We start from the raw sequence: 21,275 nt of genomic DNA, 5'->3' as shown, positions 1-21,275 counted from the left end.
AGCGTTATTTTCATCATGCATAAAAAAACCCCGCCGAAGCGGGGGTTTTTCTTATTCCGTTGCAGCGACCGCTGCGCTCCAGGCCTGGCTAAAGGCCTGATGCTGGGACGCCAGCGGCCCAATCAGCGTATTGTACTGACTCGCCTGTTGGGAGGTCGGGAACTGGATACCGTTAGAGACGAAGCTCACCTGCGTACCCTGCTCATTAATAAAGTCACCCACCTGAACCAGCTGCTGAGTAAAGACTTGCGCCGCCGGGATCAGTGGTTGCAAGGCGTTTGACGGCTTGGTCACGACTTTCTCATACACCTGGTCATAAACCGGCTTGAGATCCTCGTCCTGCTTCAACGCGGAGCGCGACGCATCAGCCTGCATTTTGGCATTTTGCAACTGCTGGCTCAGCACCCCAAGGGCGCCGTTGGACTGGCGCAGCGGTTCGCGCTGGGTCATATAATCCTGTGGAACGCGAATGGCATTGACGCTATCCACGACCGGGCGAATACCCGAATCCATCGCCTGGCTTACCTGCTGTGAATAGCCATACAGAATGGCGTAATCCGACACGAATGGACCAAACTGTTTTTTCTGATCCGCAGTCAGCGTTGGTAAACGCTCGCCGCTACGCATCACTGTATTCTGTAAAAAATCGATAAACGCTTTGCGCTGATCGCCTTCTTTATCGAAACACCCACTCAGGCTAACAACCATCAACAACGCCGCAATAGGCGCAAACCAGCGAGAGCAGGACTTTCCTGTCGCCATTTTATTACTCCTTTCACCCAAAAAGCGCACACCGGCACACGCGTGCCCAACGCTGACAAGGATAGTCCAGGTCAGCCTTGCAAGATAGAGTTTTCATGCAAAACGGGTATTGCCGTTTTTGTACTGACTATTTACAAAAAAATACCTGTGCATCCCTACATATGATTAATCAGGTAATTAGCATAACTATCCATATAGCTGAAACGGGTAAAGCGATCGTTATCGCACAATTAATCACAACCGTGACGATCCTGTGTTTGGTTTAGGGACTATTCTTAACATGCTCTCTGATGTTCATGATCCCGATGTGTGATTTATGAGGAGTTCTCAATGGAATTAAAAGATCCTGAGTTTGAGCTGCTGAGCAGCCTGGAACAGATTATTTTTAAAGATGTACCGCCGACGGTTACCCTGAATCAAAAGTCCAATCCTTTTAGTGAATTTGAGCGTTTACGCAAAGGGTCGGGCCTGAAAACAGATGAATTCGCAAGAGCGATGGGTGTCAGCGTAGCGATGGTTCTGGAGTGGGAGTCAAAGCGTGAAAAACCTACCCCAGCCGAGCTAAAGCTGATGCGCCTGATCCAGGCAAACCCTGACCTTCGCAAGCAGTTAGCCTGATAAAGTTTGTTTGCCCCCGCCCTTGCGGGGGCTTGTGTTTAGAAGCTTTCACATCGCCATCCCGACTCTTCCCACATCAGCTCATGCGTCAGCTTTAATCCTGCTAAAAACGCTTCATCGTGCGACACCACCAGCAGCGCGCCGGGATAATCGGCCAGGGCCGCTTCAATGGCCTGAACGGAAGCCAGATCGAGGTGGTTGGTCGGCTCATCCAGAAGCAACAGCTGCGTTGCCGCTTCACGCCACAATACGCAGGCCAGCGCGGCCTTCAGGCGCTCGCCGCCGCTTAGATCGGCCAGTGGAAGTGTCACTTTCTCCGCGCCCAGCTGAAGCTGCGCTAAACGGGTACGCAGCGCCCCCTCTTCGAGCGGCGTATTGCCCAGGCTAAGGTGTGTCATCACCGACTGCGACAGATCCAGCCGGGAAAGATGCTGATCGAGATAAGCACATCTGACGGAGACCTTACAGGTTCCCGTAACAGGGGCGGTTTCGCCCAACATCACTTTCAACAGCGTGGATTTCCCACAGCCGTTCGGCCCGCGTAGCGCCACGCGCATCGGGCCATCCATTCGCCAGTTTATCGGGGAGACAGGCACGTGCGGAAGCACCAGTTCTTCCAGCACCAGCACCTGTTTTCCCTCCGGGATTTCACTGCCCGGCAGGGTAAACATCACCGCGTTATCTTCTTCAACCCGCTCGCGTGCCTGGTGAACCGCAGCGTTCAGGGCATGATTTTGATCGCTATGCTGTTTTTTCCAGGAACCAATCCGCTCTTTCGCCGCCCCTTTGTATTTGACCCGTTCAAACGAGGCGATGTTAAGGCTGTCGACCGTGCGAAGCGTTTTGGCCGAACGCCGCTGGCTGTCGTCATGCTCTTTATGCATACGGGCGCGGGTACGCTTGCGTTCGGTGGCAGCATGCTCCAGCGCGGCGCGGGCAGCCAGCTGCTCAGCATCACGCTGGGTTCGATAGTCAGCATAATTCCCGCCGTAGCTGCGCAAGCCCAACGCGCTCAGTTCAAGGATACGCGGTACCTGGGCCAGCAACTCACGGTCGTGAGAGGCCACCAGCACCCCGCCCTGATACCGGGAAAGCTGCTCGTAGAACCACACGCGGCCTTGCCTGTCGAGGTGGTTGGTCGGTTCGTCCAGCAGCAGGTAATCAGCATCCGCGGTGAATGCGCCGCACAGCAAGGCACGAATGCGCTCGCCGCCGCTTAGCTCTGCCGCGCGTTTGTTCGGCTCAAAAGCGGGAAGTTTTGCAGCGATAAAAGCCTGGCTTAGCCGTTCAGCCAGATCCCAGTAACCATCGAGCGTGTCGAGATCGTCGGGTTCATAATGACCGCCGTCGATGCGCGTGCGCGCCGCAAAGATCGCGTCGTAACCAAGCAGTCCGGCAAGAGTCGTATCCGCAGAAATACCCTGCTGCTGCGCCACATAGACGTGTGTACCAAAGCGCTCAATGTGACCGCTGGCGGGTTCATCAACCCCTGCCAGCAGACGCAGAAGGCGTGTTTTACCGCTGCCGTTGCGGCCAACCAGCGCACACACTGACGCATCCAGAGAAAGATTCAGTGGACCAAAAAGGATATCGCCCGTCGCAAACTGACAGGTGACCTGATGCAAAATAAAAGAGGGGGATTGCGCAAAATGAGCCATAAGCACTCCTGAATGAAATCAAAACATCCCCTGCCGACGCGATGCGTTGAGCAAGGATCGAAATTCATCAGTCGTGTTTGTTCATTTTTGGGGGCGCTCCTGAGGGCGAAATTTAACGGGAACAAGAATAACGGCAATGCGCCGCCCATTTCAAGGTTAAATTTTCACCAGCGCTATTGCCCGAGCGTAAAAAACCCGCCGAAGCGGGTCTCACAATCAGATAAACGCAAACGCATCGCCAAACAGACGATCTTCCCGCGCGTCACGCTCGTTGCAGAACAGGTCGCGGGCAATTTTCGCCATTTCAAAGCGACCGGCAATGTAGATATCGTGCCCGGCCAGCGTTCCGTGATCCTGCAATACCGCAGTCAGCACCGTGCCGCTGCGCCCGCGCCAGCCCTCTTCCGGCTGCTCGACGACCGGCTCGATGCGCAGGTTTGGATGATTGACGCTCAGCGCTTCCAGCTCAGACAGATCGTAAAGGTGCTTCTCTTCACGGCCGCCCCAGTAGATGGTGATATCGCGATTTGGATTACGCGCCAGCGCCGTCAACAGAATAGAGCGGACATAGGAGAAGCCTGTACCACCGGCAATCAGGATCAGCGGACGGTCTTCGTCTTCACGCAGCCAGGCCTCGCCGTGAGGAATATCGACCACGATTTCACGCTCTTTCAGGATGCGATCCATCACGGCCATCGCGTACAGGTTAAGCTCAGACGCACCAATATGCAGCTCAATAAATTCCTTCTCTGCTGGCGTTGAGGCCATAGAGAAAGGACGCTTATCACGCTCGTCCATCACGACCATCAGGTACTGACCGGCACGGAATGAGAATGCCGCTTCAGGAACCAAACGGACGCGATATACGGTGTCGGTAATAGCATCTACCGACGTCACTTTACAGCTTAAGGTTGTCATTCGCTCTCTCTGTCGGGAAGTCTATAGGGCTAAACGGTCTTATTCTGCCTTACCGTTATTCATTATGGCCAGCTCGTCCCAGATCGCGTCAATTCGCGCGGTCACGGCAGGATCTTTTTCGATCGGGCGACCCCATTCACGGTCGGTTTCGCCAGGCCATTTGTTCGTGGCATCCAGTCCCATTTTTGAACCAAGGCCGGAAACCGGCGAGGCAAAGTCCAGATAATCAATCGGCGTGTTTTCCACTAACACCGTATCACGCGCCGGATCCATACGCGTGGTGATGGCCCAGATGACGTCATTCCAGTCGCGGGCATTGACGTCATCATCGCAGACAACCACAAACTTGGTATACATAAACTGGCGCAGGAAAGACCATACGCCCATCATCACGCGCTTAGCGTGACCGGCATACTGCTTCTTCATCGTCACCACCGCCAGGCGATACGAACACCCTTCCGGCGGCAGATAAAAATCAACGATTTCCGGGAACTGCTTTTGCAGGATCGGCACGAACACTTCGTTCAGCGCCACGCCAAGTACCGCCGGTTCATCCGGTGGACGGCCGGTGTAGGTAGAGTGATAGATGGCATCTTCACGCTGGGTAATGTGCGTGACGGTGAATACCGGGAAGTTATCCACTTCGTTGTAATAGCCGGTGTGGTCGCCGTACGGTCCTTCGGGTGCCAGCTCGCCCTGTTCAATGTAACCTTCCAGCACGATCTCTGCGCTGGCTGGCACTTCCAGGTCATTGGAGATGCACTTCACCACTTCGGTTTTGGTGCCGCGCAGCAGCCCTGCAAAGGCATATTCCGACAGCGTATCAGGAACAGGCGTCACCGCGCCCAGAATGGTTGCCGGATCGGCACCCAGCGCGACGGAAACCGGGAAGCGTTCGCCCGGATGGGCCGCGCACCACTCCTGGAAATCCAGCGCGCCACCGCGGTGGGACAACCAGCGCATGATGAGCTTGTTCTTGCCAATCAGCTGCTGGCGATAAATGCCGAGGTTTTGACGCTCTTTATGCGGCCCACGCGTCACGGTGAGGCCCCAGGTAATCAGCGGTGCGGCATCTTCAGGCCAGCACTGCATGATGGGAATTTTGGTCAGATCAACCGCATCGCCTTCCAGCACTTTTTGCTGGCATGGCGCGCCGCGCAGGCGTTTGGTGGGCATATTCAACACCTGCTTAAACTGCGGCAGCTTGTCGAACAGGTCGCGGAACCCTTTTGGCGGCTCCGGCTCTTTCAGAAAGGCCAGCAGTTTGCCCACTTCACGCAGCGCCGTGACATCTTCCTGCCCCATGCCCATCGCCACGCGGCGAGGTGTGCCAAACAGGTTGCACAGTACAGGCATAGCGTAGCCTTTTGGGTTTTCAAACAGCAACGCCGGGCCGCCCGCGCGCAGGGTGCGGTCAGCGATTTCTGTCATTTCCAGATACGGATCAACAGGAAGCGTAATGCGTTTGAGTTCGCCCTGCTTTTCCAGCAGCGCCAGGAAGTCGCGTAGATCGTGGTATTTCATGCAGTTAATCATGGCCTCTCTGTAAGCGCTTCATTATACGGCGTAAGACCGCGTGATGCTGTAATTTTGTTAAATTAGCGTGAACTTCCACGACTTACTCTCTTTTTCGCCATTATAATCACCTTAGCGATCCCGCCAGGGTTTTGGTATGCTTGCGCCCCGAACAATGGGAAGAGTGATTATGCAGGCCTGGTATTTACTGTATTGCAAACGCGGGCAACTTCAGCGCGCACAGGAACATCTTGAACGTCAGTCTGTTAACTGCCTGACGCCCGTGATCACGCTTGAAAAAATGCAGCGTGGAAAACGCACGACCGTCAGTGAGCCTCTGTTCCCGAACTATCTGTTCGTTGAGTTCGACCCCGAAGTAATCCACACCACGACGATCAGCGCCACGCGCGGCGTCAGCCATTTTGTGCGTTTTGGCGCCCATCCGGCAAGAGTACCGTCATCGGTTATTCATCAGCTCTCTGTCTACCAGCAGCCTGAAGATATTACCGATCCGGAAACCCCTTATGCCGGGGACAGCGTGGTGATCACCGAAGGCGCTTTTGAAGGGTTACAGGCCATCTTCGCTGAACCAGACGGTGAAGCGCGTTCTATGCTGCTGCTCAACCTGCTGAACAAAGAGGTGTTGCAGAGCGTTAAAAACACCGATTTCCGCAAAGTTTAGAACTGCACGCCGAACAGACGACGCACGTTGTCATCGGTTTGGGCTGCCAGCCACTGCGCATCTTCCCCGCGCCAGTACGCCACTCGCTCAGCAATGTGTCCCAGATAAGCCGGTTCGTTACGTCGTGATGCCGGTTTGGGCTGCATATCCCGGGGCAACAGATACGGCGCATCCGTTTCCAGCAACAAACGCTCGGCCGGGATTACGGATAACAGCTCGCGCAGCTCCAGCCCACGACGCTCATCGCACACCCAGCCCGTGATACCCAAGTAAAGCCCGCGGTTCAGGCAATCCAGCGCTTCCTGACGGGAGCCCGTAAAGCAGTGCAACACCGCGCCTGGCAGTTTCTCCAGCCAGGGGTCCAGTAGCGCCAGAAAACGTTCATGCGCATCGCGACAGTGCATAAACACCGGCATCCCCAGCTCTGCAGCCAGCGCGAGCTGGGCGGTAAATGCCTTCTCCTGCTCTTCAGGCGTCGAGAAGTTACGGTTGAAATCAAGCCCGCATTCGCCAATGGCAACCACTTCTGGCGTAGCCGCCAGACGATGAAGCGCCTCAGCGCTTTCATGCGTCCACTGGCTGCTGTCATGAGGATGCACGCCTGCGGTGGACCAGCAGTGTTGATAGCGTTGCGCCAGCTGCCGTGCCTGCTCACTCTCATGCAGATTTGTTCCCGTCAGTAACAGCCCGTTCACGCCGGCGGCAAAGGCGCGCGCCACCACCTCATCGCGGTCTTTCGCAAACTGGGCGTTGGTCAGGTTAAGCCCGATATCAAACATACGTATCCCCATATGACAACCGCCCTGACGGGCGGTTGGTTTTATTCTTTAGTGGTCTCTTCAGACGGCTCGTCTTCTTCGTCCCGGGTACGCCCCTTTCCAACGTAGAAACGAGCGAAGAATACGCCGACTTCAAACAGGCAGTACATGGGTATCGCCAGTAAGGTTTGCGAGAAGACGTCCGGTGGCGTTAACAGCATACCTACGACAAATGCCCCTACCAGGATGTACGGGCGCTTCTTACGCAGATCGTCAGGCGTGGTCACCCCCACCCAGCAGAGCAGGACAATCGCGACGGGCACCTCGAAGGCGACACCAAAGGCCATAAACAGCGCCATCACGAAGCTGAGGTAGCTGGCGATGTCCGTCGACACCTGTACCCCTTCCGGCGCGGTATGCGTCAGGAAGCCGAAGGCCAGCGGGAAGACAACGAAGTAGGCGAACGCCATACCGATATAAAACAGCAGCGAACTGGACACCAGCAGCGGAATAACTAGCTTGCGTTCATGCCTGTACAGCGCGGGTGCCACAAATGCCCAGACCTGATACAAAATGACCGGCGCAGAGGCAATCAACGACACCCAGAAGGTCAGCTTGATCGGGGTAAAGAACGGCGAGGCAACGTCCGTTGCAATCATCGTTGCGCCCAGCGGCATCTGCTTAATCAGCGGTGCGGAAACCACCTGATAGATATCGTTGGCAAAATAGACCAGACATAAAAAAATGAGGAAAACCGCAATAATGCAGTTTAACAGACGCTTACGCAGCTCAATGAGGTGCGTAATCAGCGGTTGAGTATCATCTACTGCCATGTTTACGCTTTATCACTCGACGAGGGGGATGATTCGGAAACGGGCGCGGCGGGTTTTACCTCAGCCGTTTTGACCACGGGCTCTTCCGGCGGCACCTGCTTTTTCACTTCGGGCTCCTGCGGCGATTGCTCTGGCGAAGCAGCCTGATGCTCCGCGCTGGAAGGCGTCACACCCTCGCGCTGCTCTTCGCTGCCCTTCACCACCGGATTATGGATGGTGTTTGCTTCATCGCTCGCCTTCTCAGGATCGTTAACGCTGTATGAGCGCTTCATGGATTCAGCCGCTTCGCGCAACTCATCCATGGATGCTTTCAACTCCGGCGTCAGGTTATCCATGCTCGCCTTTTCAACCTTTTTCAGGCTGTCCTGAAATTCCTGAAGCTTCAGTTCCTGCGCCAGCTCGTTCTGCACGGTCGTTGCCAGCGAACGGAGCGCACGCACCCAGCCCACGACAGTTTTTACCGCAACGGGTAAACGCTGCGGCCCCAGCACAATCAAACCAATCACAAAGACCAGCAGTAACTCACCAAAACCAATGTCGAACACGAATTACACCTGCTCTTTATCGTGACGTTTGGCCTCTTCCTTTTTGGCTTCGTCCTGCTTATCGGCGATAGATTTAGCGGTAAAATCAGCGTCCTGACCGCTTTTTTCCTGCTTATTCTCATCATCGCTCATGGCTTTCTTGAAGCCTTTGATTGACGCGCCCAGGTCGGAACCAATTGATCCGAGTTTTTTCGTGCCGAACAGCAGCACAACGATGACGGCAATGATCACTAACTGCCAGATACTGATACCACCCATGCGTGTTCCCCAGTGATAGATGATTAATTAGTCAGATCGCATTATACGTATGCAATCCCTCGATAGCGACGCTAATTCAGCGTGTTTTTTGCCAGCCAGCAAGCCAGACAACCACACCGGCAGCCATAATCCAGGCTGGCATCATTTCCCAGTCCGGACGATTGATCAACAGCAACGTGCCGCTTATCAGCAGCGTCGCGCCAATTCCGAAGAGATAGCGGGACTGCCCCTGACGCACGCGACTGGATTGAAGCTCGTGCGCGATTTTATCCATGCTGTGCTGAAGGTTCTTGCTCTGACGCAAACTGTCGTAAACCAGTTCAGGAATTTCTGGCATTTTTTCAATCCAGAACGGGCCTTTCTCTTTAAGCGAGCGAACCAGGGCTGGAATACCGACCTGATCCTTAATCCAGGATTCGAGGAACGGTTTCGCGGTTTTCCACAAGTCTAACTGAGGATAGAGCTGGCGGCCTACGCCCTCAACGTAAAGTAATGTTTTCTGAAGTAAAACTAATTGTGGCTGCACTTCCATATTAAAACGGCGTGCGGTGTTGAACAGGTTGAGCAGAACATGCCCGAAAGAGATCTCTGAGAGCGGCTTTTCAAAAATTGGCTCACAGACGGTACGGATCGCAAATTCAAACTCTTCCACGTTGGTATCTGGCGGAACCCATCCTGAATCCACGTGCAGTTCGGCCACCTTACGGTAGTCGCGATTGAAGAAAGCGATAAAGTTCTCGGCGAGATAACGCTTATCCTCTTTATTCAGCGAGCCGACAATACCGCAGTCGATGCCGATGTATTTCGGATCTTCCGGGTGCTCATAGCTGACGAAAATGTTGCCGGGATGCATATCAGCATGGAAGAAGCTGTCGCGGAAAACCTGAGTAAAGAAGACCTGCACGCCGCGCTCGGCAAGCAGCTTCATGTTGGTGCCCTGTTTTTCCAGCGCTACCACGTCCGAGACCGGGATGCCGTAGATACGTTCCATCACCATCATGTTCTGACTGCAATAGTCAGAATAGACTTCAGGAACATACAGCATCGGGCTGTCTTCAAAGTTTCGACGCAGCTGAATGGCGTTCGCCGATTCACGCAGCAGGTTAAGTTCATCGATGAGCGTTTTTTCGTATTCCCGTACCACTTCCAGCGGACGCAGACGGCGGCCATCCGGCAACAGACGCGGCACCCAGCGAGCCAGGCGATAGATCAGCTTCATGTCCGCTCTGATAACCGGCAGGATATCCGGGCGAATCACCTTAATGACCACCTCTTTGCCATTCTCCTTCAGGCGCGCGGTGTGAACCTGCGCAATAGAGGCAGAGGCCAGAGGCTGAATGTCGAAATCATCAAACCAGGTCTCGATGGGGATATTGCCCATCGCTTCTTCGATTTGTTTCTTCGCTCTCTCTCCGTCAAACGGAGCGACGCGGTCCTGCAATAGCGCGAGCTGATCGGCAATCTGCGGCGGGAAAAGGTCGCGACGCGTTGAGAGCATCTGCCCAAACTTGATCCAGACCGGTCCCAGCTCCTGCAACGCAAGACGCAGGCGTGCGCCGAGCTCCTGATCCTTATGGCGATTCGGCATCCAGAACAGCGTGCGACGCCAAAGCCGAAGCGGCAGGGTGATACGCATTCTGGGGATAAGCTCGTCGAGCCCGTAGCTCAAAAAGGTGCGAACGATAAAATAGAGGCGCCGAATTTCACCAGGCGTCATTTGCCCTCCAGTTTTTCAAGCCGTTTGGTTAACGCATCAACTGCGCGCTCAACTGCCGCGGTCTCTTCTGCAAACCAGGCGACTTCTAAAGGCCCAGGCGCCATACGCCACTCTTCGGTCAGCACCTCGGCAGCATAGCGCTGTTGACGGAGCAGGCCTTTACGCAGGAAAGTGGAACCCGTGCGCAGCGTTTTGCTTATCCCTTCAGCCGCGATGTCGCCGATATAGGGCGCCAGCAGTTCCGCGGGGTCAAATTCAGCCTGATCGCTGAGTGCAACGAAGTTCTGTACCACCTGAATATCGCCCTCGACCTCCAGCTCACCGCTGCGAATAAGCGCCGTCATCTGCTGACGGTCACGCAGTTTTGGCAATACGCTCATGTGCGTAATCACCGAGCAGTCAGCCTCGCCTTCCCACTCCCCCAGAACGTCAAGCTGGCGTTCGCTGAAGACCAGCACAAGCGGCGTCGAGAACTCTTTTAAAACGATACGCAGCACCTTTCCGTTAAGCCGCTGACGTGCGGTTTTCAGCGCCGGGGCGCGATACAGAAAGGCATTCAGTACATTCTCGATGCCTGCGGTGACTAAGGGTTTAATGGGCACGGGAAACCTCCACTCAGAACTTGTAACCACGATGCAGCGCGACGACACCCGCCGTCATATTGAAGTATTCCACGTTTTCAAACTCCGCATCCTGCATCATCGCTTTCAGCGTGTCCTGATCCGGGTGCATTCGGATGGATTCGGCCAGATAACGGTAACTTTCTGCATCGTTTGCCACCAGCTCGCCGATGCGCGGCAGAACGTGGAAGGAATAGGCATCGTAAGCTTTGCTCAGCGGGTCGATAATTGGTTTAGAAAACTCGAGAACCAGCAGTCGGCCGCCCGGCTTCAGCACGCGGTACATAGAGCGCAGCGCTTTATCTTTATCGGTCACGTTACGCAGGCCGAAGGAGATGGTAATGCAGTCGAACGTATTGTCCGGGAACGGCAGCGCTTCGGCGTTGGCCTGAACATATTCAACGTTGCCTACCACGCCGATGTTACGCAGCTTTTCGCGTCCCATTTTCAGCATGGAGTCGTTGATATCTGCCAGCACCACGCGACCGGTTTCGCCAACCAGACGGGAGAATTTAGCGGTCAGATCCCCTGTGCCGCCGGCTAAATCCAGTACCTTTTGTCCACGGCGCACGCCGCTGCAATCAATAGTGAAGCGCTTCCACAAGCGATGAATGCCAAATGACATCAAATCATTCATCACATCGTACTTCGCCGCCACGGAATGAAATACGTGGGCCACCATGTCAGCTTTCTGCGCTTTGGCGACAGTCTGAAAGCCAAAGTGCGTTGTGTCTTGTGAATCGTCAACCATCTCAGAGCCTGCTAATCAGTCAAATGTTCGTGAAGTGTAACAGATTGGGCGCATTTGCCCTACGTTTCAACCACCGTGAAAGAAACGCGCCGACTGCGCTTCGGGGGATAAACTCGCCGCTAACCCATTGTCTTCATTGCGGCTATTTTGCTCACCATCGCCTTCACGCAAACGAAACTCCTCGTCCTGAGCCGTAGCCTGCTCCACCAGTTCCGGATTAATCTCGCGTTTAACTTCCACCCCCAGACTGCGAAACGCCTCCGCCTGCGCCAGCAAATTGCCGCGCCCGGAGGAGAGTTTTTTCATCGCCTGGCGGTAGTTATCCTGCGCGCGATCCAGGCTTTGCCCCACCGAGGACATATCGTCCACAAACAGCCGCATTTTGTCGTACAGCTTGCTGGCGCGATCGGCAATCTGCTGCGCGTTACGGCTTTGGTGCTCATAACGCCACAGGTTGGCAATGGTACGTAACGCCACCAGCAGCGTGGTGGGGCTGACCAGCATAATGTTATTTTTCAGCGCTTCGGTGATCAGTTCGGGCTGTCTGTCGAGCGCCAGCAGGAAGGCAGGCTCAACCGGAATGAACATCAGCACATAATCCAGCGATCGCAGCCCCGGCAATTGTTGATAATCTTTTCTGCCCAGCAGACGGATATGGTTACGCACGGAGGCGATATGCTCCTGCAACGCTGTTTCGCGGGTATAGTCATCTTCCGCGTTGAAGTAGCGCTCATAGGCCACCAGCGTCATTTTGGCGTCGATAACCACATCTTTGCCCTGCGGCAGACGAACAATGACATCCGGCTGCATCCGCGAGCGCGCATCGTTTTCAATGCTGACCTGCGTTTCGTATTCGTATCCTTCACGCAGGCCAGAGGCCTCCAGCACGCGCGTCATGACCACTTCGCCCCAGTTTCCCTGCGCTTTGTTATCACCTTTCAGTGCGCGCGTCAGGTTAACCGCCTCCTGAGCCATCTGCGCATTCAGCTGCTGGAGATTACGGATCTCATGCGCCAGCGTGTGGCGCTCGCGAGCCTCCTGACCAAAGCTGTCCTGCACCTGACGGCGAAAGCCGTCCAGCTGTTCACGCAGCGGCGTCAGAAGGCTGTTCAGGCTCTGGCGGTTCTGCTCATCCACGCGGCGATTGCTGTGCTCAAAAATGCGGTTCGCGAGGTTCTCAAACTGCTCGCTAAGACGCTGCTCGCTGTTGATCATCTGACGGATTTTGTCTTCGGCGTGCAGTTGGGTGGATTCAAGGCGGGTGGTCACTTCCCGGAGATCGGCCTCCAGCGAGGTGTTAATGTCGCGCAGATTGCGCAGTTCGTTATTAAGCAGTTCACACTCATCGCGCCAGTGGTCACACAGCGCAAGCTGTTGTTTCGTCGCGCTGAGTTCGGCGACGATCTCTTCGCGCTCTGCCAGCTGATCGGCTTTCTGCTGAGCATGTTGGTAGCCGCAAATGAGCCAGCCAATCCCCACGCTCACCAGCGCAACTACCGCATAAACCAGGATTGAGATATCCACAATGCCCCCTGCATCCACGTGTAACCCGCACAAAATAGAATTGTGCTGTATGAACGTCCAGTTTGAAAGGGTTTTCCTGCGAGGCGTTACGCAAAAAAAAAAGGCCGAGCATGTCGGCCTTTTAGCACTGAAGAGAGAATTAGATCAGACGGCGCGCCGCTTCAACCACGATTTTCACCGCATGGCTTTCAGTCTGCTTCATGGTTTCAGCGTTCGGGATCTCCTGCTGGGTACGGTTGACGATAACGCCCGCCACCATACCGGCACGCAGACCCTGGCTTGCGCACATGGTCAGCAGCGTCGCAGATTCCATTTCGTAGTTCATGACGCCCATCGACTGCCACTCTTCCATGGAGCCTTTGAAACGGCTCACCACGCGACCAGAGAAGGTGTCGTAACGCTCCTGGCCCGGGTAGAAGGTATCGGAAGATGCAGTGACGCCCACGTGGGTGGTGGCGCCCACGGACTTCGCGGCTTCAACCAGCGCGGTGGTGCATTCGAAATCAGCCACTGCCGGGAATTCCATCGGTGCAAAGTGCAGGCTTGCCCCGTCCAGACGCACGGATGCGGTGGTAACCAGCACGTCGCCCACGTTGATGTGCGGCTGAATGGCGCCTGTGGTGCCAATGCGCAGGAAAGTACGAATGCCCAGCTGTGCCAGCTCTTCAACGGCGATAGAGGTAGACGGGCCACCGATACCGGTAGAGCACACGATCACCGCTTTACCGTCCAGCTCTGCGCGCCAGGTGGTGAATTCGCGATGCGCTGCCAGCTTAACCGGCTTATCCATCAGCGCGGCGATCTTTTCCACACGCTCAGGATCGCCAGGGACGATAGCAAGCGTAGCCCCTTGTAAATCGTTTTTAGTGAGGCCGAGATGAAAAACATCAGACTTAGACATAGGTGACTCCTCTGTGGGTCGGTTTGTCAGAAGAAGTAAAACGGTACTTTACAGAAGCAATGTGCATTATTTCGTGACACACCTCACCATGAATGAAAATGATTGCAGTTAATTTCCATAAAATGGTGATTCACATCACATTAACAAGTTATATCGCCGGGTGCTGCACAAAAGATAGACGCTATAAGGCACTGTGGGTTGTTAACCTGGTGTCTATATTTATCTTTGCGCTAATCCATTCATTGGTACGGAGAATGCCATGACTGAAAAAACCGGTTTTGCACCTGCTGCGGCCCCGCATGCTTCAACCATCGTCTCAACCCCTGAAGAGGCCATTACCGCAGGCGAGACCTCCATTCCCTCCCAGGGAGAGAACATGCCAGCGTACCACGCGCGGCCAAAATCCGCCGATGGCCCGCTGCCCATCGTGATCGTGGTGCAGGAAATATTTGGCGTTCATGAACATATTCGCGACCTCTGCCGCCGTCTGGCGCTGGAGGGTTACCTGGCCGTTGCGCCGGAACTCTATTTCCGTCAGGGCGATCCGAATGATTACAGCGACATCCCGACGCTGTTCAGCAACCTGGTCAGCAAAGTGCCGGACGCGCAGGTGCTGGCCGATCTCGACCACGTTGCCAGCTGGGCAGCGCGCAACGGTGGCGATGCGCATCGTCTGATGGTGACTGGCTTCTGTTGGGGCGGACGCATTAGCTGGTTGTACGCCGCGCATAACCCGCAGCTAAAAGCGGCCGTGGCCTGGTACGGCAAGCTGGTGGGTGAAAAAACGCTGAATTCACCGAAGCAACCTGTTGATATTGCGACGGATTTAAATGCGCCTGTGTTGGGGCTCTATGGCGGTCAGGATACCGGGATCCCGCTTGATACGGTCGAGACCATGCGCCATGCGTTGCGCGCAGCAAACGCGAAGGCGGAAATTGTGGTGTATCCGGAAGCCGGGCACGCCTTTAATGCCGATTATCGTCCGAGCTATCATGCGGAATCGGCGAAAGATGGCTGGCAGCGGATGCTGACATGGTTTAGCCAGTACGGCGGGAAAAAAGCGTAAAAGCAAAAAGCCCGGTGGCGGCTACGCCTGACCGGGCCTACATTTCATCAAGCCTGACGCAAATTCTGCGCCGCCTGCACCATGTTCGCCAGCGCCGCGCGGGTTTCAGGCCAGCCACGGGTTTTCAGGCCGCAGTCCGGGTTTACCCACAGACGTTCCGCCGGGATGCGCTGGGCCGCTTTTTGCAGCAGCGATTCAATCCACTCCACGCTTGGCACATTCGGGGAGTGAATGTCGTACACGCCCGGTCCGATTTCGTTCGGGTAGTCGAACTCTTCGAACGACTCCAGCAGTTCCATGTCTGAACGCGAGGTCTCGATGGTGATCACATCGGCGTCGAGCGCGGCAATGGAGTCCATGATGTCGTTAAATTCGCAGTAACACATGTGGGTGTGGATCTGCGTATCGTCCTTCGCGACAGCCGCGTTGAGGCGGAACGCCTCCACGCCCCACTGTAAGTAAGCATCCCAGTCGCTGCGACGCAGCGGCAAACCTTCACGCAGCGCAGGTTCGTCGATCTGAATGATGCCAATCCCGGCCGCTTCCAGATCCGTAACTTCATCGCGCAGCGCCAGGGCGATCTGTTTGGCGATGGTTTCCCGGGTTACGTCTTCACGCGGGAACGACCAGCAGAGAATGGTCACCGGACCCGTCAGCATGCCTTTTACCGGTTTGTCGGTCAGAGACTGGGCATACTTCGCCCACTCCACGGTAATCGCTTCCGGGCGGCTGACGTCGCCGATTACCACCGGCGGCTTCACGCAGCGGGAGCCGTAGCTCTGCACCCAACCGTTCTGGGTAAAGACAAACCCGTCCAGGTGCTCACCGAAGTATTCCACCATGTCGTTACGCTCGGCTTCACCGTGCACCAGCACGTCCAGACCTAAACGTTCCTGCTCGATAATCGCCTGTTTGATGTGTTCCGCAATACCGGTGCGGTAGTGATTCGCATCCAGATTGCCCTTTTTGAAGTCCAGGCGCAGGCTGCGGATCTCGGTAGTCTGCGGGAAGGAGCCGATTGTCGTGGTCGGCCACGCGGGCAGGTTAAAGCGCGCACGCTGGGCTTCGGCGCGCACTTCATACGGGCTCTGGCGCTGGCTGTCCCGGGTGGTGATGGCCGCCAGACGTTTTTCCACTGCCGGGTTATGAACGCGCGTCGAGTGACGGCGCGCCTGGATCGGAGCGCTCCAGTCGCTAATCGCTGCCGTGTCGCCGCTGTTCAACGCGTCGCGCAGCAGAGCCAGCTCCTCACACTTTTGCAGGGCGAAGGCAAACCAGCTTTTCACCTCAGGGTCGAGTCGGGTCTCCACGCTCAGGTCAATCGGGCTATGCAGCAGGGAACAGGAAGAGGCCACCCACAATTCACGTTTACCGACTATGTCTTTAATTTGTGCATATTTCTCGGTGAGATCGGCACGCCAGACGTTACGACCATTCACCAGACCGGCAGAGAGCAGCCAGTCCACTGGCAGACGCTTGTGCAACTCTGCTACATCGTCTTTGCCGTGAACGAGGTCAACGTGCAGACCCTGAACCGGCAGCGCGGTAATGGTTTTCAGGTTCGGCGTGACGCCTTCGAAGTAGGTGGTCAGCAGCAGCTTCACCTGCCCGGTGAGCGCGTTATACGCCGGTTTGAAGGCGTCCAGCCACGCCTGCGGCAGCTCAAGCACCAGCGCCGGTTCATCGATTTGCACCCACTGAATGCCGCGTTTGCCCAGCTCAATCAGCACCTGCTTATAAACCGGCAGAATGTCGTTCAGCAGGCTGAGGCGGTCGAACTGTTCGCCTTTCACTTTGCCCAGCCACAGGTAGGTTATCGGCCCCAGCAGCACGGGTTTCACCTGGTGACCCAGCGCCAGCGCTTCGTCCACTTCATCCAGAAGTTGGGTCCAGGTCAGTTTGAACTGCTGGCCTTTAACGAACTCCGGCACCATATAGTGATAGTTGGTGTTGAACCACTTGGTCATTTCCGCCGCTGCCGCTGGCTCACCCGTTGGCGCGCGGCCACGGCCGATGCGGAACAGGGTATCGATATCCACCGATCCATCTTTGTTCTGATGACGAGCCGGCACGTTGCCAAGCAGCAGGCTGGTGGTCAGAACATGGTCGTACCAGGCGAAATCGCCCACCGGCAGCAGGTCAATGCCCGCCTGTTTTTGCTGATCCCAGTGACGCGCGCGCAGCTCACGTCCCACCGCCAGCAGTTCTTCACGGGTGGCGTTACCTGCCCAGTAGCTTTCTTGCGCTTTTTTTAGCTCGCGACGCAGGCCAACGCGAGGGAAACCGAGAGTATGAGTGCGGATTGTCATGGTATGCCCCTTGTGAAATTCGTTATTTAGACGTCCAGATGTTTACACATCTATAATTGGCAGGTACTGTATATTCCTCAAGCGCAAAATGTTCATGGCGAAGTGAAGGACTTTCATGATCGAGATAAAACACCTGAAAACGCTACAAGCGTTGCGGAACTGCGGTTCTCTTGCGGCGGCAGCGGCCACGCTGCACCAGACTCAGTCTGCCCTTTCTCACCAGTTCAGCGATCTGGAACAACGCCTCGGCTTTCGTCTTTTTGTGCGTAAGAGCCAGCCTTTGCGCTTTACGCCGCAGGGCGAAATTTTGCTTCAGCTGGCGAACCAGGTGCTGCCGCAGATTGCCAGCGCGTTGCAGTCCTGCAACGAGCCGCAGCAGACCACCCTGCGCATCGCCATTGAGTGTCACAGCTGTATACAGTGGCTGACCCCCGCGCTTGAGAATTTCCGCCAGAAGTGGCCGCAGGTGGAAATGGACTTCAAGTCCGGCGTCACGTTTGATCCGCAGCCGTCGCTTCAGCAGGGTGAGCTGGATCTGGTGATGACCTCAGATATTCTGCCGCGCAGCGGTCTGCACTATTCGCCAATGTTTGATTTTGAGGTACGTCTGGTGCTGGCCCCGGACCATCCGCTGGCCGCCAAAACGCGCATCACGCCGGAAGATCTGGCAACGGAGACGCTGCTGATTTACCCGGTACAGCGCAGTCGTCTGGATATCTGGCGCCATTTCCTGCAACCCGCAGGCATCAGCCCACAGCTGAAGAGCGTGGATAACACGCTGCTGTTAATTCAGATGGTGGCGGCCAGAATGGGAATTGCGGCGCTGCCGCACTGGGTGGTCGAGACGGTTGAACGCCAGGGTCTGGTGGTTACCAAAACCCTGGGTGAAGGACTGTGGAGCCGGCTGTACGCCGCCGTGCGCGACGGCGAGCAGCGTCAGCCGATTACGGAAGCGTTTATTCGCTCAGCGCGGAACCACGCGTGCGACCATCTTCCGTTTGTGCGGAGCGCGGAGCGACCCAGCGGCGATGTACCCACAGCGAAGCCAGGATCACCGTTCCCCCAATAAGAAAACTCGGCCAGTGCGGCTGTTCCTGCCAGATGGCGAGGTTCACCAGTAGCCCCGCCGGCACGTGCACGTTGTTCATGATCCCCAGCGTTCCGGCGTCTACCTGCGTCGCGCCGTAGTTCCACATAAAGTAGCCTAGCCCCGAGGCCACCACGCCCAGCCAGACCAGAACGCTCCACTGCACGGGGGTGGTTGGCAGCTTTTGCGGGTTGCCGAGCATAAACCATGCCGCAATCGCGACAATCGCCGCGCCCATATAGAACCACGCAAACGCGTTATGCTGCGGCATCGGGCGGGTCTCCATCAGGCGTTTATAACCCACCATCCCGATGGCGAAGCTGATATTGGCGAGCTGGACGAACATCAGCCCGGTCCAGAAGTGATCGCTCACCTTGTCATAGCGAATTATCGCCGCGCCAATGACTGCCAGCGCCGCGCTCAGCAGATATCCCCAGCGCAGGCGGCGCCTGCTGAGCAGGTCGTAAATCAGCGTGATATAGAGCGGCGTGAGCACGGTAAAGAGCAGAAATTCCGAGACGGAGAGGTAGACGTAAGCCCGGAAGCTGAACAGGTACATGATGCCGAGCTGCATCGCGCCTACCAGCATGTACAGCAGAATGGTTTTCAGCGATTGCCCGCGGGTACGCAGGAACGGCAGGAACACCAGCGCCGCCAGCCCCACACGCATCAGCACCGAAAAGTAGCTGTCGACCGATCCGGCAAGGTATTCGCCAATCAGGCTAAAGGAGAAGGCCCACAGGATAGTGGTGATAATGAGTAGCGCCACAATGCTTGTCTCTCAGAAAGAAGGAGAGGCATTGTAGCGAACTCTTTAGTTGACATCTGAACAATAAACAATCAAATGAAGATTATTCAAGGAACAGTTTGCGCAAATACTTAGGTACCGCGTTGTCTGCGTTGGTGCCAATCACTTCCAGCTCCGGGTGCAGATCTTTCAGGCGCTGGTGCGCGTTCTGCATGATGCAGCCTTTGCCCGCCATGGAGAGCATCTCGGCATCGTTCATGCCATCGCCGAACGCGATGCAGTCTTTCAGATCAAAGCCCAGACGCTTCGCGACCGCTTCCAGCGCGTGACCTTTGGACACCCCGCCCGCCATCACTTCCAGACAAGTCAGCGTGGAGAAGCTCACGTTCACGCGGTCTCCCCAGCGGGCGTTGATCGCCTGCTCCAGCGGAAGCAGCGCTTCGTGACTTTCGCAGGTAAAGAACACCTTGCTGATCCCTTCAGGATCCAGCAAACCCGGTTCATACAGGGAGTAGTTGAAGACGGCTTCCTTGAAGAAACGCATTTCGTCCGGGCGATGACGGTTCATAAACCACTCGTCGTCGCGATAAACGTTAGTGACGATATCCGGGTTGTTATGCACAATGCCGAACAAATCAGTGGCGATGTCGCGATCGAGATTGTGGGTAAAAATCAGGTTGCCGTCCGTGTCGTGTACGCGCGCACCGTTGGAGGTGATCATGTACGACTTGATCTCCAGGTTATCGCGGATCTGCCCCACGTCCACGTGGTGGCGGCCGGTGGCGAACACAAAGTTCACGCCACGGGCAGTCAGGAGTTTTAAGGTCTCTTTCGCATAAGGCGACAGGGTGTGGTCGGGGGAAAGCAGCGTGCCATCTAAATCAGATGCAACAACCTGGTACATAGGGATTTCAACCTCTGGTGGAAAACAATAATCAGTTATGCCTGTTGAAAAATTCAACAATGGCGTTGAGCGCGACTGAGCGCATAGCGTCCTTTTCAAAAAGGATCTCATGGTACGCACCGTTGATGACCAGCGGTTTACCCCCTTCACAGGGATGGCCCGCCGCGGCGCGAAGTTCACAATAGCGGTCATGCATGCGGTTATCCACCACACGCTCTTCTTCCGCCTGGATCAGGAGCGTCGGCGTGTCATCATCGCCTACGCCCGCCAGCACCTGCTCACCGGCATGAATACCTTCCCGCACCCAGTGCCAGGTGGGGCCGCCGACCCGCAGACGCGGTTCATCGGCATAAAAACGCAGGTTGCGGCGATAACGCTGCCGACTGTGGGTTAACACGTTGATGGCAAACGGCAACGCCCGCCAGCGTCCTGTTCCGATGGCATAGCCTTCACGAATGCGCTGATGGCCCTCAGCCCAGTCGAGAAGATGGCGCACCATCCAGTCAGGAAAACGTATCACAATGCCGTACATCGGCGCGGTCAGCGCAATGGCGTTGCACTGGTGCTTATGGCGCTGCAAAAACAACGTCGAGATCGCGCCCCCCATGGAGTGGGCAAGAATATAACGCTTGCGCCACGGTCCGGGCTGCACTTCCTGCTGCCAGAACGCGGCCAGATCGTCGACGTAATCGCTGAAGTTATCCACGTGGCCGCGATGGGTATCCGGCAGCATCCGGCCGGATAGCCCCTGCCCGCGATGGTCGATAATTAACACATCAAAGCCCAGATGGAACAGGTCATACGCCAGCTCGGCATATTTGATATAGCTTTCGATGCGCCCGGGGCAAACCACAATCACCCGGTCATTTTTTTCATCATGGAAACGAACGAAGCGTACCGGGATATCCCCGACGCCCATAAACTCATCTTCCTCACGCTGGCGCCAGAAATCGGTCAGCGGCCCCATGGAGAAAGCAGCAAATGCGTTTTCTCGTGTTTCCCAGTCCTTTTTCTGCTGAAACATTGGGTTTCCACCCCCCGTAATTCAGGGAATATCGTTTTTTTCGTCACCGGTCACAAAATGACTCAACAATAGCGTAT

The 21,275-nt window shown here is 55.8% G+C and carries 21 protein-coding genes; 4 read left to right on the top strand and 17 right to left on the bottom strand.

What is annotated here, in order from left to right:
* Positions 1-51 precede the first annotated feature (51 nt).
* On the bottom strand, positions 52-762 hold the full coding sequence (locus ACQG0S_RS01120) for a DUF3053 domain-containing protein (RefSeq protein WP_023299059.1): 711 nt from the start codon (positions 760-762) through the stop codon (positions 52-54).
* A 330-nt stretch (positions 763-1,092) separates the two neighbouring features.
* Between ACQG0S_RS01120 and ACQG0S_RS01115 the strand changes: the two genes are divergently transcribed.
* On the top strand, positions 1,093-1,380 hold the full coding sequence (locus tag ACQG0S_RS01115) for an HTH-type transcriptional regulator (protein WP_003860776.1): 288 nt from the start codon (positions 1,093-1,095) through the stop codon (positions 1,378-1,380).
* A 38-nt stretch (positions 1,381-1,418) separates the two neighbouring features.
* Here ACQG0S_RS01115 and ACQG0S_RS01110 read toward each other — a convergent pair whose 3' ends face one another.
* From ACQG0S_RS01110 to ubiD, 3 genes are all read right to left on the bottom strand, one after another.
* Complete coding sequence (locus ACQG0S_RS01110) at positions 1,419-3,038, bottom strand: ABC-F family ATP-binding cassette domain-containing protein (protein ID WP_426749933.1); 1,620 nt, start codon at positions 3,036-3,038, stop codon at positions 1,419-1,421.
* A 216-nt stretch (positions 3,039-3,254) separates the two neighbouring features.
* Positions 3,255-3,956, bottom strand: coding sequence for an NAD(P)H-flavin reductase (fre, locus tag ACQG0S_RS01105; protein ID WP_003860778.1), 702 nt, complete (start codon positions 3,954-3,956; stop codon positions 3,255-3,257).
* Between the two features lie 39 nt (positions 3,957-3,995).
* A complete protein-coding gene (gene ubiD, locus ACQG0S_RS01100) occupies positions 3,996-5,489 on the bottom strand; it encodes a 4-hydroxy-3-polyprenylbenzoate decarboxylase (RefSeq protein WP_115438018.1) in 1,494 nt (497 codons plus the stop codon).
* 172 nt (positions 5,490-5,661) lie between these two features.
* On the opposite strand from ubiD, the gene rfaH reads away from it, so the two are divergent.
* Positions 5,662-6,153, top strand: a complete 492-nt coding sequence (gene rfaH / locus ACQG0S_RS01095; protein ID WP_032626529.1) for a transcription/translation regulatory transformer protein RfaH — start codon at positions 5,662-5,664, stop codon at positions 6,151-6,153.
* On the opposite strand, the gene tatD is transcribed toward rfaH, so the two are convergent.
* The 9 genes from tatD to udp all read right to left on the bottom strand — a co-directional run bounded on the left by tatD (position 6,150) and on the right by udp (position 14,060).
* Positions 6,150-6,932 carry a 3'-5' ssDNA/RNA exonuclease TatD gene (tatD, locus tag ACQG0S_RS01090; RefSeq protein ID WP_048965848.1) on the bottom strand — a complete coding sequence of 261 codons (783 nt, stop codon included), beginning with the start codon at positions 6,930-6,932 and terminating at the stop codon, positions 6,150-6,152. The genes rfaH and tatD overlap by 4 nt on opposite strands.
* Before the next feature lie 41 nt (positions 6,933-6,973).
* Entirely contained in the window at positions 6,974-7,744 is a 771-nt protein-coding gene (gene tatC, locus ACQG0S_RS01085) for a Sec-independent protein translocase subunit TatC (RefSeq protein WP_022646678.1), read from the bottom strand.
* 2 nt (positions 7,745-7,746) lie between these two features.
* Entirely contained in the window at positions 7,747-8,289 is a 543-nt protein-coding gene (tatB, locus tag ACQG0S_RS01080; RefSeq protein WP_022646677.1) for a Sec-independent protein translocase protein TatB, read from the bottom strand.
* Positions 8,290-8,292: 3 nt separating this feature from the next.
* Positions 8,293-8,547: a Sec-independent protein translocase subunit TatA gene (gene tatA / locus ACQG0S_RS01075; RefSeq protein ID WP_022646676.1), complete on the bottom strand. Its 255-nt coding sequence runs from the start codon at positions 8,545-8,547 to the stop codon at positions 8,293-8,295.
* A 76-nt stretch (positions 8,548-8,623) separates the two neighbouring features.
* Entirely contained in the window at positions 8,624-10,264 is a 1,641-nt protein-coding gene (gene ubiB / locus ACQG0S_RS01070) for a ubiquinone biosynthesis regulatory protein kinase UbiB (protein ID WP_022646675.1), read from the bottom strand.
* The gene (ubiJ, locus tag ACQG0S_RS01065) at positions 10,261-10,866 is read right to left on the bottom strand and encodes a ubiquinone biosynthesis protein UbiJ (protein WP_022646674.1); all 606 of its coding nucleotides are present in this window, start codon (positions 10,864-10,866) and stop codon (positions 10,261-10,263) included. Before ubiJ ends, ubiB begins: the two co-directional genes overlap by 4 nt.
* 13 nt (positions 10,867-10,879) lie before the next feature.
* The gene (ubiE, locus tag ACQG0S_RS01060; protein ID WP_022646673.1) at positions 10,880-11,635 is read right to left on the bottom strand and encodes a bifunctional demethylmenaquinone methyltransferase/2-methoxy-6-polyprenyl-1,4-benzoquinol methylase UbiE; all 756 of its coding nucleotides are present in this window, start codon (positions 11,633-11,635) and stop codon (positions 10,880-10,882) included.
* Positions 11,636-11,701: 66 nt separating this feature from the next.
* Positions 11,702-13,159, bottom strand: coding sequence for a DNA recombination protein RmuC (rmuC, locus tag ACQG0S_RS01055; RefSeq protein ID WP_023299053.1), 1,458 nt, complete (start codon positions 13,157-13,159; stop codon positions 11,702-11,704).
* Between the two features lie 139 nt (positions 13,160-13,298).
* Positions 13,299-14,060 carry a uridine phosphorylase gene (gene udp / locus ACQG0S_RS01050; RefSeq protein ID WP_003860792.1) on the bottom strand — a complete coding sequence of 254 codons (762 nt, stop codon included), beginning with the start codon at positions 14,058-14,060 and terminating at the stop codon, positions 13,299-13,301.
* A gap of 259 nt (positions 14,061-14,319) precedes the next feature.
* On the opposite strand from udp, the gene ACQG0S_RS01045 reads away from it, so the two are divergent.
* Positions 14,320-15,126, top strand: coding sequence for a dienelactone hydrolase family protein (locus ACQG0S_RS01045; RefSeq protein WP_023299052.1), 807 nt, complete (start codon positions 14,320-14,322; stop codon positions 15,124-15,126).
* Between the two features lie 47 nt (positions 15,127-15,173).
* On the opposite strand, the gene metE is transcribed toward ACQG0S_RS01045, so the two are convergent.
* Entirely contained in the window at positions 15,174-17,435 is a 2,262-nt protein-coding gene (gene metE / locus ACQG0S_RS01040) for a 5-methyltetrahydropteroyltriglutamate--homocysteine S-methyltransferase (RefSeq protein WP_048965846.1), read from the bottom strand.
* Positions 17,436-17,550: 115 nt separating this feature from the next.
* Between metE and metR the strand changes: the two genes are divergently transcribed.
* A complete protein-coding gene (gene metR, locus ACQG0S_RS01035) occupies positions 17,551-18,504 on the top strand; it encodes an HTH-type transcriptional regulator MetR (RefSeq protein ID WP_015570000.1) in 954 nt (317 codons plus the stop codon).
* Here the strand turns inward: metR and ACQG0S_RS01030 are convergent.
* The 3 genes from ACQG0S_RS01030 to pldB all read right to left on the bottom strand — a co-directional run bounded on the left by ACQG0S_RS01030 (position 18,392) and on the right by pldB (position 21,198).
* Entirely contained in the window at positions 18,392-19,291 is a 900-nt protein-coding gene (locus tag ACQG0S_RS01030) for a carboxylate/amino acid/amine transporter (RefSeq protein WP_003860795.1), read from the bottom strand. The genes metR and ACQG0S_RS01030 overlap by 113 nt on opposite strands.
* Before the next feature lie 82 nt (positions 19,292-19,373).
* On the bottom strand, positions 19,374-20,174 hold the full coding sequence (gene yigL / locus ACQG0S_RS01025) for a sugar/pyridoxal phosphate phosphatase YigL (protein WP_023299050.1): 801 nt from the start codon (positions 20,172-20,174) through the stop codon (positions 19,374-19,376).
* Positions 20,175-20,205: 31 nt separating this feature from the next.
* Complete coding sequence (pldB, locus tag ACQG0S_RS01020) at positions 20,206-21,198, bottom strand: lysophospholipase L2 (RefSeq protein WP_045621338.1); 993 nt, start codon at positions 21,196-21,198, stop codon at positions 20,206-20,208.
* Positions 21,199-21,275 lie beyond the last annotated feature (77 nt).

Source organism: Enterobacter cloacae complex sp. 418I7 (genome assembly GCF_050030705.1).
GTDB classification, from domain to species: domain Bacteria; phylum Pseudomonadota; class Gammaproteobacteria; order Enterobacterales; family Enterobacteriaceae; genus Enterobacter; species Enterobacter intestinihominis.
The sequence above is the reverse complement of the archived record's forward strand: the minus strand, read 5'-3'. Positions and strand labels throughout refer to the sequence as shown.